General features: G+C 67.1%; 15 protein-coding genes and 1 tRNA gene. 4 read left to right on the top strand and 12 right to left on the bottom strand.

Annotated features, from left to right (window positions below; translation table 11 throughout):
- Positions 1-581 precede the first annotated feature (581 nt).
- The 9 genes from JJQ90_RS25940 to cysK all read right to left on the bottom strand — a co-directional run bounded on the left by JJQ90_RS25940 (position 582) and on the right by cysK (position 12,321).
- Positions 582-3,338, bottom strand: coding sequence for an AAA family ATPase (locus JJQ90_RS25940; protein ID WP_168049759.1), 2,757 nt, complete (start codon positions 3,336-3,338; stop codon positions 582-584).
- Between the two features lie 380 nt (positions 3,339-3,718).
- Entirely contained in the window at positions 3,719-4,747 is a 1,029-nt protein-coding gene (locus tag JJQ90_RS25935) for a DUF7146 domain-containing protein (RefSeq protein ID WP_216879201.1), read from the bottom strand.
- A 62-nt stretch (positions 4,748-4,809) separates the two neighbouring features.
- Positions 4,810-6,930 (bottom strand): ParB/RepB/Spo0J family partition protein, encoded by a 2,121-nt coding sequence (locus JJQ90_RS25930; RefSeq protein ID WP_216879200.1) that lies wholly within the window; start codon positions 6,928-6,930, stop codon positions 4,810-4,812.
- A 77-nt stretch (positions 6,931-7,007) separates the two neighbouring features.
- Positions 7,008-7,427: a hypothetical protein gene (locus JJQ90_RS25925; protein ID WP_230411002.1), complete on the bottom strand. Its 420-nt coding sequence runs from the start codon at positions 7,425-7,427 to the stop codon at positions 7,008-7,010.
- 44 nt (positions 7,428-7,471) lie between these two features.
- A complete protein-coding gene (locus JJQ90_RS25920) occupies positions 7,472-8,392 on the bottom strand; it encodes an ArdC family protein (RefSeq protein ID WP_216879199.1) in 921 nt (306 codons plus the stop codon).
- A 161-nt stretch (positions 8,393-8,553) separates the two neighbouring features.
- Positions 8,554-8,946 carry an XRE family transcriptional regulator gene (locus JJQ90_RS25915; RefSeq protein ID WP_168049763.1) on the bottom strand — a complete coding sequence of 131 codons (393 nt, stop codon included), beginning with the start codon at positions 8,944-8,946 and terminating at the stop codon, positions 8,554-8,556.
- Positions 8,946-9,317 carry a type II toxin-antitoxin system RelE/ParE family toxin gene (locus tag JJQ90_RS25910; protein ID WP_168049764.1) on the bottom strand — a complete coding sequence of 124 codons (372 nt, stop codon included), beginning with the start codon at positions 9,315-9,317 and terminating at the stop codon, positions 8,946-8,948. The genes JJQ90_RS25915 and JJQ90_RS25910 overlap by 1 nt, the downstream gene beginning before the upstream one ends.
- 22 nt (positions 9,318-9,339) lie before the next feature.
- Positions 9,340-10,722, bottom strand: coding sequence for a tyrosine-type recombinase/integrase (locus JJQ90_RS25905; RefSeq protein WP_168049765.1), 1,383 nt, complete (start codon positions 10,720-10,722; stop codon positions 9,340-9,342).
- Between the two features lie 570 nt (positions 10,723-11,292).
- Positions 11,293-12,321 (bottom strand): cysteine synthase A, encoded by a 1,029-nt coding sequence (gene cysK / locus JJQ90_RS25900; RefSeq protein ID WP_230411001.1) that lies wholly within the window; start codon positions 12,319-12,321, stop codon positions 11,293-11,295.
- A gap of 181 nt (positions 12,322-12,502) precedes the next feature.
- Between cysK and JJQ90_RS25895 the strand changes: the two genes are divergently transcribed.
- On the top strand, positions 12,503-12,946 hold the full coding sequence (locus tag JJQ90_RS25895) for an RrF2 family transcriptional regulator (RefSeq protein WP_216879198.1): 444 nt from the start codon (positions 12,503-12,505) through the stop codon (positions 12,944-12,946).
- Between the two features lie 125 nt (positions 12,947-13,071).
- Here the strand turns inward: JJQ90_RS25895 and obgE are convergent, their stop codons facing one another.
- The 3 genes from obgE to rplU all read right to left on the bottom strand — a co-directional run bounded on the left by obgE (position 13,072) and on the right by rplU (position 14,795).
- Positions 13,072-14,103 (bottom strand): GTPase ObgE, encoded by a 1,032-nt coding sequence (gene obgE, locus JJQ90_RS25890; protein ID WP_216879197.1) that lies wholly within the window; start codon positions 14,101-14,103, stop codon positions 13,072-13,074.
- A 76-nt stretch (positions 14,104-14,179) separates the two neighbouring features.
- On the bottom strand, positions 14,180-14,449 hold the full coding sequence (rpmA, locus tag JJQ90_RS25885; RefSeq protein ID WP_216879196.1) for a 50S ribosomal protein L27: 270 nt from the start codon (positions 14,447-14,449) through the stop codon (positions 14,180-14,182).
- 28 nt (positions 14,450-14,477) lie between these two features.
- Positions 14,478-14,795, bottom strand: a complete 318-nt coding sequence (gene rplU / locus JJQ90_RS25880; RefSeq protein ID WP_216879195.1) for a 50S ribosomal protein L21 — start codon at positions 14,793-14,795, stop codon at positions 14,478-14,480.
- A gap of 301 nt (positions 14,796-15,096) precedes the next feature.
- On the opposite strand from rplU, the gene JJQ90_RS25875 reads away from it, so the two are divergent.
- The 3 genes from JJQ90_RS25875 to JJQ90_RS25865 all read left to right on the top strand — a co-directional run bounded on the left by JJQ90_RS25875 (position 15,097) and on the right by JJQ90_RS25865 (position 17,271).
- Positions 15,097-15,186, top strand: a tRNA-Ser gene (locus JJQ90_RS25875).
- 88 nt (positions 15,187-15,274) lie between these two features.
- Positions 15,275-16,843, top strand: coding sequence for a site-specific integrase (locus tag JJQ90_RS25870; RefSeq protein ID WP_216879194.1), 1,569 nt, complete (start codon positions 15,275-15,277; stop codon positions 16,841-16,843).
- 74 nt (positions 16,844-16,917) lie between these two features.
- Positions 16,918-17,271 carry a BRO-N domain-containing protein gene (locus tag JJQ90_RS25865; protein WP_377100213.1) on the top strand — a complete coding sequence of 118 codons (354 nt, stop codon included), beginning with the start codon at positions 16,918-16,920 and terminating at the stop codon, positions 17,269-17,271.
- The last annotated feature ends 38 nt before the right edge of the window (positions 17,272-17,309 follow it).

Genomic DNA, 17,309 nt, shown 5'->3' with positions numbered 1-17,309 from the left:
CGCGGCCTTCGTGGCGATCACCCGGCCGGGGGCGGGACGGACCGGCACCCGCAGGCGAAGCCGGAGGGCCGCAGCGCAGCGGAGGACGCCGGCGCGCGGCTTTCTTGCGTCGCGAGGAAGCGGCCCGTCAGGGCCGCGGGGAAGAAAGTTGCGCGACGGCGTTGCGGGGAGGGCCCGGCTCCGGCCCGATCGCCAGCGAGAAGGCCGTGGGCGCGGCGATGCGCGAGAGACTGCCGACTGACACCTGGCCAGCCCAGTACGTCCACTGCTTCCACGTTCACCCCATGTCGGTACTCAACGACAAGTTTTGGCCGTATCCGCACGGTCTGCTTTTGGAAAGCGGTGGCCAGTAAGCGGGCCGTTCATGCGGCGCATCATCGAGCAAAATTTGCCTCGTCAGCTCGCGACCTCATCCGAGCCGTTCGATGGCCCACTGTGAAGTTTTAGCTGCCATGTAGGCGGTGGCCGCATGAGACCGGATCGGTATGAGCCGGCAAAGCTTATCGGGTGCGCAGAAACACCGCACTGTGTGGACTCAGAGACGCAATATGCATCGGCGATCGGCGGTGGCAGAAGCGTCTCTACTGTCGTTGCGATAGTGACTTGTAGTAAATCCTGGCCGCGCCCGGAGTGGGCTCGAAGGTAAAGCAATCGCAATAGTCATCGATCGCCTGCATCACGCCGAGCAGGGCTGGGCCGGAGAATGCCGCTGCCTGGCCGGTGCCCCAATGGCTTAGGAAGTTTCCAACGATCGTCACCATGTTGGTGTTCAGGCCGGCTTGCTGGGCCGCGTCGAGTTGGAGGCTGTTGGCGGCCTTGTGCAGTTTGACGGCCGCCTCAATGGCCTTAAGGAATTCGCCCGCCAATTGCTTGTCGTCGTTGAAGGCGATGTCCACCGGCACCGGGATGCGGAGCTTGCTGATGAGATCGCTTAATCGATATTCCAAATACTGCCGCACGCCTTCCTTTGCGGAGTCGACCTGGCCGGCTTGAAGCATCGAAATGGTGCGGTCGCGCACCTTGTTGACCGCTCCGGCCTGCGGCAAGACGGCAACCTGCGGCGATCCCTCGAGGCGCTGGTGCCACCACGCTCCCGAACCGCTGTGCTTGTTGAACAGCTTTTCGAGCATCGTGTCGTGGCTCAACAGGATCACCTGCGGTCCTGTCGCGTTTCCGGGCCTCGCGAAGGTGGTTCTGATGAGTTCAACTAGAAAGTGCTGGTGCCCGGCGTCGAAGCTGGACGTCACATCATCGAGAACTACGAATTTCGGCAGTCCGCCGTAGAGAGACGCGGCCGCCAGATAGAGCGAGATCGCGAAGGCGTTGCGGAAGCTCTCGGAGAGAAGCGCCTGGGGCGAGACGTTCGTTAGCCCGTAGAATTGGGTAAGGCCGATGCGCAGTTCTTCGCTATCTGCCTTTTTCGAGACGGCCGGCTCGACGCCGTGAAACGACATCTTCTTGAAATACTCCTTGAAGACGGGCTCGACGGCAGCGAGGCGCGCCTTGCTCATACCTGCCTCGGCCGTCGCGAAGGTCTTGGATGCATCAACGAGAAAGTCACGAACCCGATCAACACAGGCGTCTCTTACCGCTTCTTCCGCAATCGCATTCCGGGATTGCTCGAGCTTATTCCAGCTATCCTGCAAGCGCCGCGCGGTCTCCACTTTCTTGGTCACCTCGACCGACGACGGCGGCAATTCTTTCTCGAGCTGGGCCTGCTCGGCTGCCAACTGCGCATCGATCTCGCCAGCCCTGGTGCGCAGCGCCGCAAGATGTTCCACCAACGCCTCGGCTTCCGCCTTGGAGATCGAGCCAGCGGCGGCTCGGGTATTCCGGGCGGCGAGTAGGCGTTTTTCGGCGGTGGACTCCATCGTGGATTCGAGTTGAAGAAGCTCAGTCCACCCGGACGCACTCCATTCCGTCGCCAGCGCCGTAGCCGCCTTATCCAAGGCCTCGAACTCGGAGAGCTTGGAGGCAATGTGGTCCCGCAGGCTGTGAGTTCCCGTCCCATCGCAAAGCGGGCAAAGATGCGGATCCTCCCACTGTTCGGTTTCCACGACCTTCGAGCCTGCCTGATAAAGCTGGAGCATCAGATCGCCGGCGGTCCTTGCCACCGCGTCCTCCCGCTCAGCGGCAAGCGCGGTGAGTTGCGCGGCCCGCTCCGCAGTTGGAGCCTCATGATTAACTTTAGCGAGATCGCTACGCTCTCGGATGCAGGTGCCAAGGCGCTCGCGTTTCGGCCCGCCCTCGGCATCCTTGATCGCCTCGATGCAGGCGTCGATGTCGATGGCTGCGAACGCCTTTCCTTCACAGACAGGTTTCAGCGGCGCGATCTGGGCCAGCGCGTCCTGGCACTTCTCTTTCGCCGCCGTTGCATTCAACTCCCCAATGGCCGCGCCAACTAGAATCTCGTAGTCGTTGGCAATTGCTGCTGCCAGATCACGGGCGGTCCGCTCTTCGCGCGTCTTGTTTTGCGCATGGGCAGCAACACTGAAGTGATTGTTGAACGCGCGCGTGTTCACCAGACCCGCGAGAGCTTGGCGAAGATCGCTGTATGCCGATAGCCCCAGCAACCCGGAAAAGGTACGTCCGCGAACGAGTGGCCCCGCAGCGATGAACTTCTGAAAAGTCGGTCCATCGAGGAATACGAACTCGCGATTGAGCGCGGTCAGAATCGCGCTGGTATCCCAAGGCGCGGTGGCTGCGACCGAGCGATGGCCTAGCGCGTTCCGGCCGATGGTGATCGCGCATTTTTCCCCGCCGGGTTCGGCGACGAGCCGGAGCTTTATAGTGGACTGACCGGTCGAGTGAAATCGATTCTGGTAGTAGTCTTTGTCCCGCTCGGCGGCGGGGAGTTCATCCAGCCAGGGTAGCTTTCCGGTGATCGCGTAACGCACGGCGTCGTAAACGGATGTCTTGCCGACGCCGTTCACCGCCGAGATACTGCTGACCTTGTCGGGCTGCAGCCTGAGCTCGAGGGGGTGCCCCTCATTGTTCACGCCTCTGAAGCCTTCGATCGAAACGCCTTCAAGTAACCAGCCGGTCACTGGCGGCAGGGGCGCGGCCAATGGTTGGGCGGTAGCCGCGTTAGCGGGCGCTGCCGCGACCTCTACCTCGCTTGTGTTTTTGTCCTCGGTGGGCGGCGCGGCGCAAATCTCGAACAACCGATCCCAGACTTCATCCGCCTTGTACGTTCCCTCGAGAAGCGCCGTGAATTGCTTTCGCATTTCCGCTCCCAGCGCGGCGTCCATCTCGTCGATATAGTTTCCGAACGCGGATAGATTGTCGTCGAGACTTGCATTCTCGTCGAATGCAAAGGCAGCTGCCCGTACAGGCATAATATACAGCCCCCCATTTTTGCCCATTTCAATTATGACGTGATTACTTCGTGGGCACAAGTGTCGGAGGTTTGATCGGGGTGAGTGGCGCGGTGGCGATAAAGCCGCCGCCAGCAGCGCCCAAGGTGCCAGAACCCGTGAATGCCACGCTGCCACTGAGAATCATGCTTGGAGGGCAATTCATGACCCTCCAAATGATCGCGCGCGGTGGATTTTGTCGAAGCCGCTCTGAACCCGAATAGTGATGCCACACCGTCAAGGTCGCCAAGTACTAGCCGAAACGTCCGCTTCTTGGCGATGGCAGGGTCTAGCTGAAGGTCCGCGATGGGCGCGAAGCGGACGAGGGTCATGCCCGCGTTGAGATGACCGTTTGGCTAAGGTTAGCCATTGCCGGTAGGCAGCAGGGCTGCATCCACAGGTGCCATCTGCACGCGCACCCACGCGGCCAGCTCGGCAGCTCCGATCTGGCGTAGATCTTCGTTGAAGTCTTCCGAACGCGGGCTCAGGGCGACAGACTCAATGCCCGCTCGCCCGGCGCACTCGGTTAGCATTGCGGCAGCTCGGTTGCCCGCGTGGTCGCTGTCTTGGGCAACGTAGAGTCGACGCACACCAGGCGGCAGGACAAGAGCGACGAGATGACTCGCCGATAGCGCCGCGATCATCGGCAGCGTGGGCAAAACACAGCGCAGTGCGAGCATCGTCTCGATGCCCTCGCCTACCGCGACGACCTCCTGTGCGGCGCCGAACCGCACGCCATTCCCAAGCAGTCGGCCCATCGCCCGCCGCGGGGTCGCGACCGGCGCCTTGCCGCTGCCGTCACGCGCGAGCCAGGTGCGGTGTACCCCGGTGATCGTGCCGCCGAGGTCCGTCACCGCGGCGAGCATCGCGGGCCACGTCTCGACCGGCGCGTTCTCGTCGGCGCGGTAGTAGCAGCGCGGGTGGAAGCGCAGCGCCGGCAGGTCGTCCAGGTACGTGACACCCCGCGCGCGCAGATAGGTCTCGGCGAGCGTCCCCTTGATCGGCTGCCCGGCGTTGAACAGCCGGCGCGCCGCATCCGGGGAGCCGACGGCTACAGGCGCGCGCTGCTCGGGCCTTTGCGGCGCGGGCAGGCTCAGGAACCGCCGAGCCTCCTCCAGCACGTCGCGCAGGCAGTCGAGGCCACGCGCCCGGGCAACCAGGTCCAGCAGGTCGCCATGATCGCCCGTCGCGGCGTCGGTCCACTTCCCGGCGGCGCCACTGCCCGCCTCGGGCCCGTGCAACCGCACGAACAGGCTGCGCCCCGGCGTGTTCGTGACATCGCCCGCAGTCCACCAGTGCCCCTCGCGTCGGCCGTTAGAGAGGTAGTGGCGGCAGACCGCCTCGGCGTTGCGGGCCAGGCGGCGTGCGAGCGCGGCGGCATCTTCGCGCATTGGTCCCTCCATAAAGATGCGGGCCCGCCTTGCGACGGGCCCGCGAGGTGCAGGGAGGCCGGTTACTCGGCGGCGATGGCGGCGATGGGGAACGCCGCGGCCTCAGTGTCTTGAGCCGGCGGCGCCGAGGCGATGGCCGTATCGCCGCCCTCCGCCGCCGTTTCCGCTTCGCCCTCTGGCGCCGCCTCGGTTTCCGCTTCCACCGCCGCGAAGACCTGACCCGGCGTCCGCAGCGGCTCGGGCACCCAGTCGGTGCCGGCGAGCAGCTCCTCGGCGGCCGTCGCCATCTCCGCCTTCTTCAGGCCAGCGATGCGCTCCGCCGCCCGCACCCCACGCGCCTCCCGTACGGCGGCGAGGATCCTGCCCTTGGTGACGCGGCCTAGATAGGCCTCCGCCGTCGGCCGCCAGCCGACCGCGGCCATGTCGAGGCTGACCGCTTCGGCGATGCGGTCGGCATGCGCGATCGCCTTGGGCCGGCGGTTGTAGGCCTCGTGCACCGCATTGACCGTCAGCCCGACGCAGTGCGCGAACAGCGCCTCGCGGCTGTCGGCGTCGAAGCCGGCGAGGATCCGCCAGAGCTCCCCCGGATCCGTCGGCATCTGCGCCTGCCAGCGCGCATGGCGGGCCTCGATGGCGCGTGCCGAGGCGGTGTCGGCGAGTCCCGGGGCCTGGGCGGAGAACAGCGCGCTCTTCGGCTCGATCTCCAGGCAGGAGTCGAGGCCGTAGCGATAGAACAGCCGCAGGCAGAGCGCGTGCAGTGCGGCGAGGAAGGCCGTCTGCGGATCGGCGGCTAGCGCGTCGCGCAGCGCGAGGGTGCGGTGCGCGGTGAGCTCGGTCAGCAGCCGGTCGGGCAGCGGGCGGATGCCCTCTTCCTCCTCCGGCGGCTCGACGGGCGGGGCGGCCGTGCCGGTGTCGGGCTCGGAAGTGGTCTCGCCCTCCGTCTCCGGATCGCCCGATCGCTGGTCGGTCCCGACCTGCTCCTGCTCCGGCTCAGCCGCGACCGGCGGCTCGTCCTCCGGCCGGACGTAGCCGCTCTCGACGCGCAGCGCGCCCGACCCATCGATGCTGACGAAGACGCCGGCGCACGCCATCTCCTCAGGATCGTAGGCGACGGGCCGATCCTCGAAGGCGGCGAGCGCCTCCTCAATCTCGGCCAGGCGCCGGTCGGTCTCCTCCGGCACCTCGTCGGCCTCGGCGCAGTCCTGCTCCAGCCGGTCGAACTCGGCCTGGAGCGCCTCGCGCCGCGCCGTCTCCTCCTCGGTCAGCGGCTGTGCTTCGCCGGCCAGGCGACGGAGGCCGTAGCTGTGGCCGTAGGGGAAGTCGGGCGCGGCCTCGACCCATCGCCAGCCCTCGGCGCGGATCGCCTCGGCCTCGCGCTCCAGCCGCTCCCGCGCGAGGCGGTCGAGCAGCCCGGCATCCTGCCACCAGCCGCCGTCGTCGGGCTGGAACAGGTCGCGCAGGATCAGCCCGCCCGCGGCCTCATAGGCCTCGGCGCCGACGAAGCGGGCGCGCTTGTCGGAGGCGCGGACGGCACCCTCGGTCAGCAGGCGGCGTATCTGGTAGGGCTCCTTGGTGTAGGAGCGCTGCAGCGCCTCCCAGACCTGCTCCTGGCGCTCATGGTCGGGGCTAACGGTGAAGGCCATCAGCTGTTCGAGCGTCATGCCGTCTTCGGCGTAGAGGTCGAGGAGGCGGGGCGAGACGGCGGCGAGGCGCAGCCGCTGCCGGACGACGCTCACCGAGACGAAGAAGGCCGCGGCGATCTCCTCCTCCGAGCGGCCGCGCTCGCGCAGGGCCTGGAAGGCTCGGAACTGGTCGAGCGGGTGCAGCGGGGCGCGCTGCACGTTCTCCGCCAGGCTGTCCTCCTCAGCGATGCCCTCGGTGCGGATGATGCAGGGGATCGGCGCGGTGCGGGCGAGGCGCTTCTGCTTCACCAGCAGTTCCAGCGCGCGGTAGCGGCGGCCGCCCGAGGGCACCTCGAAGGTGCCGGTCTCGCGGCCATCGTCGTCCAGCACGGGGCGGACGGTGAGGCTCTGGAGGAGGGTGCGCCGGGCGATGTCCTCGGCCAACTCCTCAACGGCGATGCCGGCCTTGATGCGCCGGACATTCGCCTGGCTGAGCACAAGGCGGTTGAAGGGGATGTCGCGCGAGGCGGACAGCGCGACCTTCGGGGCGGACTTCGACATGGGGGGTCTCCATGACGGGCCGGCCGGGAGCCTCTCTCCCTACCCCTGAACCCGTCACGATGACCGCCTCGGCCCTCTCACTCTGTTCGCGCCGCTGGTGCGGGACAGGGTGCGAGGTTCCACACCTCCGCGCCGGCCGCACGATAGGCATCCGCGACATCCGCGAGTGGCGCGTAGGAGAACGCATCCCAGGGCGGCGGACTGGCGGGCTCGCCGACCGCGACCATCGGGCCGCGCACCGCGAGATCGCAGACGACCTCGAAGGGGAGAGCGCAGCTGTCGATCACCGGCAGGCCAGCCGCGATGCAGGCCGTCTTGATGGTCTCGCAGTCGTGCCCACTGAGATATCCACCGCGGGCGAAGTAGAGGGTAAAGCCGCCGCGGCCGATGGCGAGGTGACCACCCTCGGTCGTCAGAGCTTCGCGGATGTAGTGGCCATAGCGCTCCTCTGCCTCTGACGCGATGAGCGGAACCATGGCGCTGTGCTGCTGGGTCATGACACGGCCTCCGCCACATGTGTTTCATCGGTGACCGCGTCGGTCTAGGGCGCGAAGGCGAGCAGGAAGTCGGCCGCCTTTGACGCTGCGCTCGCCGCCCGAACGATCGCGCGATTGTCCTCGCGCAGCACCTCCAGCCAGGAGCCGATGTAGTCGGCGTGGCGCACCGTCGGCACGATGCCCAGGTCGGCGCAGGTGAAGGCCGCGGTCATCTCGGCGACCAGCTCCTCCTGCGCGTACTTCTTCGAACCGAAGCTGTTGGCGATCTCGCGGCCAAGGCGCGACGCGTGCCCCGTCCAATGGCCGAGCTCATGCAGTGCAGTCCGGTGCCAGTCGATCGGCTGGAAATAGGCCTGCGGCGGCGGAACGCGGATGATGTCGCCGAGCACGTCGTAGTAGGCGCGCTCCCCGCCGATGCGGACGTTGGCGCCGGAGGTCGCGATCAGCGACTGGACGCGCGGCTCGATAAGCGAGGTATCCGCGGGCGGCGCCGTCGCGGCGAGTTCGGGCGGCAGTCCGTCGCACTGCTCGACGTTGAATACGGTAAAGCGCTTGAGGAAGTGGATCGCGCGGGCGTCCTTGCCCGTCTCCTGCGCGCGCTGGCGTTCCTCGCCGGGAATGAAGCGGTCGGCATAGACGACGGTGGTACCGCGCTCGCCCTTTCGCACGCTGCCACCGAGCGCAAGGGCCTGGCGGAAGGTGAGCCAGCTCTGGCCGGCGTAGCCGCGCTCGACGACGGCTCCCCAGAGGATCAGGACGTTGATCCCGGAGTAGCGCCGGCTGGTCGCGGCGTTCTTCGGCAGGGCAAGCGGCGCGGCCACACCCGAGGCTCCCCAGGGCTGCACCCAGGGCAGCCGCCCGGCATCGAGTTCAGCGATGATCCTGTCGGTGATCTCGTCGTAGAGGTTCGCGCGGTCACCCGAGGCTCGGCCGCTCGGGGCCGGCCGCGTCGCGGAGCGGGTCATGGCGGTTCTCCATGACGGGCCGGCCGCGAGCCTCTCTCTCGGCCCGGAAACCCGTCACGGCGCCAGCCGCCAAACTCTCACTCTGCGTTCGAAGCGCTACCGCCGGATTTCGCCCATCCCGGCACCCGGATCCTGGGTACTACTCACGGCGGATCGTCCGATCACCCGGCGCGGGCGGCCGCACGCGGCTTGGTCTGCCGCTTGACTGCGACCTTCCTGGGCCCGGCGGAAACGCTCGGGGCGACGTCGCCCAAGTGCTCGATCCGTACAGGCGCGCGTGAAGGCAGGCGGACGACGAGCTCCAGCTTTCCGCCGATCGCCTCGACATAGCTTCGGAGCGTCGAGAGATACATGTCCGCCTGCTTCTCGATCTTCGAAATCGAGGGCTGCTTAACCCGCAAGGCAGATGCGATTTCCACCTGCGCCTTGCCAGCCATACGGCGCAGCTCGCTCAGGCTCTCAACCTCATCAATGAGCTCCTGGGCGCGCGCCTCAACACGTGCCCGCCGCGCCTCGGGAAGCGCGGCAACGACATCATTCAGTGTTCGTCCCATCACGTTTTTCCCTTCTTCGCGGCCTTGAGCCGATCGAGATGCACCCTGAAGCGCCTTTCGGCTTTCGCGATGAGCGATCTGTAGAAGCGCTTCTCACTGCCACCCGATTTGTCGCCGGCGACGAGCAGGATGGCCTTGCGCTCGGGATCGAACGCGAAGGCGACACGCCAGACGCCGCCCTCCGCCTCGAACCGCAGTTCCTTCATGTTGGCGAACGCCGAATCCTTGAGCGTATCCGCATGCGGGCGGCTCAAATTCGGACCGAACGCGGAGAGGAGCTTGGCGGAAGCCAACAGTTCATCCTGCACGGCTTCCGGTAGCTCTCCGAACTCCGCATCGAACTCATCAACAAATAAGACCTGCCAAGTCATTTATAGCTCCCAGGCTATATCGTCAAGGCTTCAGGCCGTGAGGCCCCGGGGTCTGATCGGCGGCGCTGGCTTCGGCCAGGTGGCTCACGGCCGGCAGCAAAGGGTTCCCGAGGTGCCGTGAGAGCGCCATCTCCCTGGACGCGCGATCCAGCGCGTAGCCCCGACGCCGGAACTGCGCACCCTCCAGCAGCGCCTGGATGTATCCGGCGACCGTATCGGCGGCCATGATCAGCGACGTGTCGACCGCGTGAATGTACCGGCTGGTCACCGATCCCTGAGCGTGTCCCAGCAAAGCTGCGACAGTCGACTCAGTGAAGCCGAGATCGTTTGCGATGCTGGCGAAGCTGTGGCGCAAGACATGGGGGGTGACGTCAGCGAGCGGTGTCTTCGCGAACATCCTATCCCAGTGCTTCGGGAAGCCGATCAACGGCTTGCCATCGAGGAAGCCGCGGAACACCGGGCCGACTGGCTCACGCGGCCTATCCGACTCCAGCATATCGACGGCGGGAAGTCCGATCGGGCGCACGGACGCGCCCTCCTTCGTATCGTGGAGCCGAAGACAGCTGTTACCGGTGTCCACCTCGGACCAGGTCAGATTCAGGATCTCGCCGCGCCGGCACCCGCTCAGGGCGAGCAGCCGGGTGATCTTGGCCGAGGTTCGGAGCTGATCGTCAGCGTGCGCCTTCGCCAGCAACCTCCCGAGCAGCCGATACTCGTCCTCCGAGAGACGTCGCGTCCTCTTCTGGTCGGCGGCTTTACGAATGCCATGCGCCGGGTTGGTACTGATGATGCCGGCCTCCCGCGCATAGGTCAGCAGCGCGCCCAGGAAGCCAACCGTGCGGCGGCCCGTCCCCATGCCGCCGCGGACGATGGCGCGCCCGCGCCTCCGCGTCTTTACGTCGGCCTTTGTCTTTCCAGATGCGATGTCGCGCATGAATTGCGTCACGTCGGCGTTGGTGAGGTCCTTCACGCGCCGCGTGCCGAGCAGCGGGACGATATGGCGCTTGATCCGACCTTCGTCCGTGTAGATCGTCGAGGCCTTCTTGGGCCGTTGCTTTTTGCCAAGGATCAGGCCGGCCTTGGCATCGGCCAGATAGCGCTCGCAGAGCTCTTTGACCGTGATCGCGCGGTGGTCGAGCTCGCGCTGCTCCGCCGGATTGTCGCCTTGCGCAATCCGGCCCAGGAGCACGCGAGCTTCCCGCCTCGCCGTCTCGGGCGTCCACACGCCATGAGTGCCGATCGTGAAGCGGCGGGTGCGCCCCTTGGCGCGATACTGCACCAGGTAACTGCGCCGGCCCGAGGTGAACACCCGCATGCCGAACCCGGGCAGTTCGTCATCCCAGATGAAGTAGTCCCCGGCCTGCGGCGTTGCCTGGTCGACGGTGCGCTTGCTGAGCTTTCCCACGTCCTGTGCTCCTGGTCCGAGTTGGGACCCGTGGCTCCACTTACGGAAGCACCACGGAAGCACCCGGGCCGAAACTTCGACGTGCAGACGGATACACGATGCGGTCGGCGGTGCCAGAAAATCTCAATCTACGTAGTGGTTTAGGGGGTTCTAGCGTAAAGAGAGAAAGACTGGCGAAGACCGCCCCAACACGCTCCGAAGGCAGAGGTCGAAGGTTCGAATCCTTTCGGGTCCGCCAATTATTCAAAGGGTTAGCCGGTGGCTGACCTGGCACGAAACAAGTCGGGCCAGGGTGGAGCGCTGCTGGAGCTCCGGCTGTTCCCCGTGCGGTCTTAAGCACCGGCGACACGGTAGACCGTGTAGGATCCCCGGCTTCCCACGCGATTCGGGCCGACCTGGCGAGTTCACGCGACCACCTCGACTGTGACCCCCTTCTTTTTCAGTCCGGTGAAGCAGCCGCGCACCCTGTCCTTGCCCCAGCCCGTCGCCGTTGGCATCAAGCACCGGGGCGCGATGGCGGATCTCATCCGCGAGGCACAGACCTGCGAGGCGGGCAGGTGGAGAAAGCCCTCAAAATCCCTCGAACAGCTCGGTCGAGAGATACCGCTCCGCAAAACTCGCAGCGATGGCGACGACCAGCTTGCCGGACAGTTCGGGGTCACTCGCCACCTGCATGGCGGCATGCAGCGCGGCGCCGGAGGATATGCCGATCGGCAGGCCTTCCTCGCGCGCACAGCGCCGCGCGGCGGCAATGGCCTCCCGCTCCGTCACGCGCAGCACGCCGTCGAGCTGGTCCAGCTCCAGCACAGCGGGCCGAAAACCGGCGCCGATGCCCTGTATACGGTGCGGTCCTGGTTCATCGCCGTTCAGCACCGCGCTCTCCGCCGGTTCCACGCCCAGCACGCGCAGGCCCGGCGCGCGCGACTTCAACATTCGCGCGATTCCGGTGGCGGTGCCGCCCGTGCCGATCCCGGCGACAATGGCCGCAACCTCCCCCCCGGTATCGGCCCAGATCTCCTCGGCCGTCGTGGCGGCGTGAATCGCGGGGTTCGCGGGGTTGTCGAACTGCCTTGGCATCCAGGCCTCGGGCGTTTCGGAAATGATCTGCTCCGCCCGGGCCATGGCCCCTGCCATGCCGGCCCGGGACGGCGTGAGGACAAGCTCGGCGCCCAGCAGCCACATCATCTTGCGGCGTTCCATGCTGGCACCATCCGGCATCACCACGATCAGCCGGTAGCCCCGCGCGGCGGCGACGAAGGCCAGCGCGATCCCGGTATTGCCGGAGGTCGGTTCCACCAGCACCGAACGGCCAGGCGTGATCAGCCCGTCGCGCTCGGCGGCCTCCACCATGGCGAGGCCGATGCGATCCTTCACCGAGCCGAGCGGGTTGAAATACTCCAGCTTCAAAGCCAGCCGCGCCTTCAAGCCGGCGGAGGCGCCCAATCTGGGCAGCAGGACAAGCGGGGTGCCGCCGATCGTCTCAAGGACACTGCCGTAGAGCCGGCCCCTGGGACTTGCGGGTTCCGCGGCCGTGCATGGGCGGGGCGTGGCATCCGGCGCCAGGGCGGGGCGGCGATGGGTCTGCATGCGTTTGGCCATGTGGATGACGATACGCGGCAGGCGTGCCAGCCGTAAGGGGGAAGGCTGGCAATGCACGCGGTCCCGGCGTAGATTGCCCTGCTGACTGGGCCTTAACCGACCAGAAATCCGGTGCCATCGGGACATGGACGCGTCCCGCCTGGTGAAATCCGAGCCTGTTGGCAGACAGAAGGCCAGCCCGATGATTCTCCGCCGAGACCGCGCCCTGCTGGCCATCGACATCGTCCTGGACGTTGCCTTCCATGCCGGTCGGGGTCTGGATGCGACCGGCGGTGCGGAAATCGCCGACCGCCTCCAGGCCCAGCGGCGCGGGATCGAGCCGGTGCTGCAGGGCCTGTCCCGCGCCGGCATCCTGGACAGCACCCGGGGCCCCAAGGGCGGCTATCGCCTGGCGCGCGCGCCCCGCTCCATCACCCTGGCCGAGATCGTCGGCGCGGTGACCGAGACGGAGAAGGAAGAACCCTCGGGACGCCTGGCCGCCGCTGTGACCGCGCCGCTCTGGCGCGACCTGGATGCCGGGCTGCGGGAGCGTCTGGCGACGACGACGATCCATGACCTTCTGCGGCAGGCCGCTGCCGCCGGCCTGCGCCGCCCGACATCCGAGCCGCTGGACTTCGCGATCTGATCCGAGGCAGGAGCTGGCGCTATTGAACTTCGCCACGTTGTGGATCGTGGGTCGCCCTGGGGCGATCAGCGTGCGAGGCGAAGGCCCAGCCGATCTTTCTCGGTGATGCGGAAGGGCCGTTGGTATTACGCGCTGGTGGTGCGATCCGCCAAAATCTGCTGGTACAGCGCATACAGCACCTGCTTCACCCCCGCCCCGGTGGCGCCCGAGACCAGCAGCGCCGGCCGCCCTGCCGCCTTGGACAACGCCTTGAGGCGCGATGCGGTCGCCTGGGGCGTCATCGCATCCGACTTGTTCAGCGCCACCACCTCCGGCTTGTCGGCGAGCCCGCCGCCATAGCCCGCGAGTTCCTCGCGGATGGTGCGGTAGGCGGCGGCCGGGTCGGCGGCGGTGCCATCGACCAGGTGCAGCAGCACCGCGCAGCGTTCGACATGGCCGAGGAAGCGCGTGCCGAGGCCCGCGCCTTCATGCGCGCCCTCGATCAGGCCCGGGATGTCGGCCAGCACGAATTCCAGCGAACCGTCGCGGGATGGCGTGCCATCCGGATTCAGCCGCACCACACCCAGCTGCGGGTGCAGGGTGGTGAAGGGGTAGTCGGCCACCTTCGGCCGCGCCGCGGAGACGGCGGCGAGGAAGGTGGACTTGCCGGCATTGGGCAGGCCAAGCAGGCCGCTGTCGGCGATCAGCTTCAGTCGCAGCCAGATCGCGCGCTCCTCACCCGGCCAGCCGGGATCGGCCCGGCGGGGGGATCGGTTGGTGGCGGATTTGAAGGTGGCATTGCCGTAGCCGCCATCGCCGCCCTTGGCGATGACGATGCGCTGGCCGACCTCGGTCAGGTCCGCCAGCAGGGTTTCCTTGTCCTCGGCGAGGATCTGGGTACCCACCGGCACCTTCATGATGACGTCGTCGGAGCCCGCGCCGGAGCGGTCCTGGCCGGCGCCATTGCCGCCCTTGCGGGACTTGAAATGCTGGGCGTAGCGGTAGTCGATCAGCGTGTTCAGGCCGTCCACGGCCTCGATGATGACATCGCCGCCCTTGCCGCCATTGCCGCCATCGGGGCCGCCATATTCGATGAACTTCTCACGCCGGAAGGCGATGACGCCGTCTCCGCCGTCGCCGGCCTTCACATGGACCTTGGCTTCGTCGAGGAATTTCATGGGGTTGCATCCCAGCCCGGAAACGCGAACGGGGGCCGTGCGGCCCCCGTCCGGAACCCTGCCAGGTGGCGGGTCCTTATTCGGCCGCGACGGCCATCGGCGTGATGGAGATCTGCACGCGGCCTTCGGCCTTGCGCTCGAACTTCACATGGCCATCGACGGTCGCATGCAGGGAGTGGGTGCGGCCGACCAGCACATTGTTGCCCGGGCGCATCTTGGTGCCACGCTGGGTGACGATGATGTTGCCGGCCTGGACGAACTGGCCGTCCGAGCGCTTCACGCCGAGACGCTTGCCAGCCGAGTCGCGCCCGTTGCGCGACGAACCGCCGGCCTTTTTGTGTGCCATGGTGGGGGTTCCTTTCTGTCGCTACGAATCAGGCGGCGGCGATGGCGGAGATGCGGAGCACGGTCTGCATCTGACGATGGCCGTTCTTCCGGCGGCTGTTCTTCCGGCGGCGCTTCTTGAAGATGATCACCTTGTCGCCGCGCGTCTGGCCCTCGACCACCGCGGTGACGGTGGCGCCCGGCACGGTGGGGGCACCCACGGTCAGGCCGGCCTCGGTGCCGACGGCCAGCACATCATGGAAGGTGATGGTGGCGCCGTGCTCGGCCTCGAGCTTCTCGACGGTCAGCAAGGCGTCGGGAGTGACGCGGTACTGCTTGCCGCCGGTGCGGATCACTGCATAGGTCATGTTCGCGCTCGGGCTTTCGGAGGTCCGGTGCTGCTGGGCGGGTTCGCCCGGACAATGTGGGTGGTTCGGCCATGACTGACCGCCGGCATCCCCAGGCAGTTGGCACCTTGGGTGGCCGGAGGGCGCAGCGTATAGCGGGGTGCCGGCCAGGGAGTCAACGGCAGCTGCGGCCCGTGGCAGGTCCATGGGGGGCTCGCCCGACAATCTGGGGGCCGCCAATCTGGCAGATGCACCTACGACCCGCATGATCGGAGTGTTGCGCGCCGCACCGCCTGTGACTATACGGCGCGCCACCGCCTGCGGAGAGGTGGCAGAGTGGTCGATCGCGTCGGTCTCGAAAACCGAAGTAGATGCAAGTCTACCGTGGGTTCGAATCCCACCCTCTCCGCCAGACAGCCCGTAAGCGGCTGATCTTGCAATGGAACTAGGCAGGTCAAGGACTTCGCGGTTGCTCGGTGATACACCGGGGTGATACACCGATGGTCCTGGCCATGCCTCGTCCCCAACCCCATCCCAAGTCCGGTGTCTTCCGAACCCGCGTGCGAGTTCCGAGGGACCTCCGCCAGATCCTCGGCAGGCTGGAGCTTGTGGAGAGCCTCGGAACGAAGGATCGGACCGAAGCCGCCAAGCGCCATCCCGAGGTCTTGTCGCGCTTCCTGGCGACCCTGGAGGCGGCCCGCGCCGAGTTGGGCGGCAAGGCGCGCCACGTCACCCCACGCGAGGTCGCGGCGCTGGCCGGGCTGGCCTATCGGGAGGCGGTCCAGGACGCAGAGGCGAGGCCGGGGACACGCGAGGCGCGGGAGGCGGAGCTTGACGGCTTGCTGGACAGGCTGACCGGCCCGCATGGCGACAGCCAAGAGGACCTCCGGACCTTCGTTCCGGCCCCTGCCGACCTGGACGATGCCAGGGTCTTCCTCCGGGGGCATGGCATAGCTGCGGACCAAGACAGCGTCGCACGAATGGCGGAGGCCCTGTGGTCATCCCGGCAACAGGCGGTTCACGTCGCGCTCCGCCGTGCGGCGGGCGATTGGTCGCCCGATCCGGATGCGGCGCGCTTTCCCGAACTGCCATCCCCGGCCCCCGCCGCGACAGAGATAAGGTCATCCCCTGCGGCAGGGCGCACGGCGGTGGTGAAGACGTCGGACCTCTTGGCGGCCTTCGCGCGCGAGAACCCGCAGGTCCCGAAGACCCTGGACAAACGGGCTGCGGCCTTGCGCGGCCTGGAGAAGGCGGCCGGTCATGACGACGCGGGGCGGATCACCAAGGCGGACGTCCGGGCATGGAAAGAGGCGCGGCTGGCGGAGGGGAAGGCGCTCAAGACCATCGCGGACGGGATCGCCATGCTTCGCCCTGTGTGGGCATGGGGTGTGGACAATGGCTTGGTCTCCGCCAACCCGTTCTCAGGGATGGCCCCGAAGAAGGCGAAGGGTGGTCCCGCCGCGCGCGTGCCGTTCGATGACCAAGACGCGGTCGTGATCCTGACAGCGGCGCGCCGCGCGAAGGGTTTCCTCCGGTGGCTGCCGTGGGTCCTCGCGTTGTCTGGATGCCGGATAGAGGAGGCGTGCGGCGCGGTCCGGGAAGATGTGCGGGAGGTCCGGGGCGTGTGGGTGCTGGACGTGAACCCGGAGCGCGAGGGGCGCAGCCTCAAGACGGCGCAGGCGCAGAGGCTCATTCCGCTCCACCCGGCGCTGATCGCGGAAGGCTTCCTGTCGCACGTCCAGGCTCTCAAGCCCGGGTCGCCGCTGTTCCCAGACCTGCCGCAGGGCCATTACGGGGGGCGCGGCGAGGTCGCCACCAAGAGACAATCGAGGTGGGTGCGGGGTCTCGGCATCACCGACCCGAAGAAGGCTCCGGCGCACTCGTGGCGGCATCTGATGGCGGAGACCCTGCGATTTCTCCGGGTGCCGACAGAGGCGGCGGATGCGATCCTTGGGCACGACAATCCGACCAATGCCGGGGCCGGCTATGGCGCGGGCTGGCGCAACCGACCTGACGAGTTGCTGGTCGAACTGGCAAAGGTGACCTTGCCGGCCGGCTTGAAGACCTAGCTTGGGGTGGTCGTCAGCGGAGCGCGCCCCGACCCCCCACCCCGAAGACCTTCACCTTCGACGACCTGGATTATGTGACCGAAGTCCGCGTGATCCAGCGCGACGGAGCCCCCTGGTTTGTCCTGGCCGATGTCTGCCGGGTCCTGGGGATCGTCAATCCGGCCCAGGCCGTGAGCCGACTGGACGACGACGAGAAGGATACCATCCGTAATGCGGAGGGTATCGCGGCGGCCCAGGTGCAGACCCTCACGATCATCAACGAGTCCGGCCTCTATTCCCTCGTGCTGACCTCCCGGAAGCCGGCCGCGAAGCGGTTCAAGAAGTGGGTCACGGGCGTGGTCCTCCCGGCCATGGACCTCATGGGACGATCTAGCCCGGAAAATTCATCAGGGTTGGCGGACATGGTGCAAGCCGTTGAACGGCAATAGGATTCGGCTGCGACACCTGAACCCTGCCGTTTCCGGAC

Origin of the sequence: Falsiroseomonas oleicola (genome assembly GCF_019029495.1) — a bacterium.
Taxonomy (GTDB): Bacteria; Pseudomonadota; Alphaproteobacteria; order Acetobacterales; family Acetobacteraceae; genus Falsiroseomonas; species Falsiroseomonas oleicola.
This window is presented reverse-complemented; position numbering and strand designations above follow the sequence as displayed.

Bases quoted from the DNA above. Each gene is read 5' to 3' on its own strand.
- JJQ90_RS25940 (WP_168049759.1), bottom strand. From the start codon at position 3,338: ATGCCTGTACGGGCAGCTGCCTTTGCATTCGACGAGAATGCAAGTCTC.
- JJQ90_RS25935 (WP_216879201.1), bottom strand. From the start codon at position 4,747: ATGCGCGAAGATGCCGCCGCGCTCGCACGCCGCCTGGCCCGCAACGCC.
- JJQ90_RS25930 (WP_216879200.1), bottom strand. From the start codon at position 6,930: ATGTCGAAGTCCGCCCCGAAGGTCGCGCTGTCCGCCTCGCGCGACATC.
- JJQ90_RS25925 (WP_230411002.1), bottom strand. From the start codon at position 7,427: ATGACCCAGCAGCACAGCGCCATGGTTCCGCTCATCGCGTCAGAGGCA.
- JJQ90_RS25920 (WP_216879199.1), bottom strand. From the start codon at position 8,392: ATGACCCGCTCCGCGACGCGGCCGGCCCCGAGCGGCCGAGCCTCGGGT.
- JJQ90_RS25915 (WP_168049763.1), bottom strand. From the start codon at position 8,946: ATGGGACGAACACTGAATGATGTCGTTGCCGCGCTTCCCGAGGCGCGG.
- JJQ90_RS25910 (WP_168049764.1), bottom strand. From the start codon at position 9,317: ATGACTTGGCAGGTCTTATTTGTTGATGAGTTCGATGCGGAGTTCGGA.
- cysK (WP_230411001.1), bottom strand. From the start codon at position 12,321: ATGGCCAAACGCATGCAGACCCATCGCCGCCCCGCCCTGGCGCCGGAT.
- JJQ90_RS25895 (WP_216879198.1), top strand. From the start codon at position 12,503: ATGATTCTCCGCCGAGACCGCGCCCTGCTGGCCATCGACATCGTCCTG.
- obgE (WP_216879197.1), bottom strand. From the start codon at position 14,103: ATGAAATTCCTCGACGAAGCCAAGGTCCATGTGAAGGCCGGCGACGGC.
- rpmA (WP_216879196.1), bottom strand. From the start codon at position 14,449: ATGGCACACAAAAAGGCCGGCGGTTCGTCGCGCAACGGGCGCGACTCG.
- rplU (WP_216879195.1), bottom strand. From the start codon at position 14,795: ATGACCTATGCAGTGATCCGCACCGGCGGCAAGCAGTACCGCGTCACT.
- JJQ90_RS25870 (WP_216879194.1), top strand. From the start codon at position 15,275: ATGGTCCTGGCCATGCCTCGTCCCCAACCCCATCCCAAGTCCGGTGTC.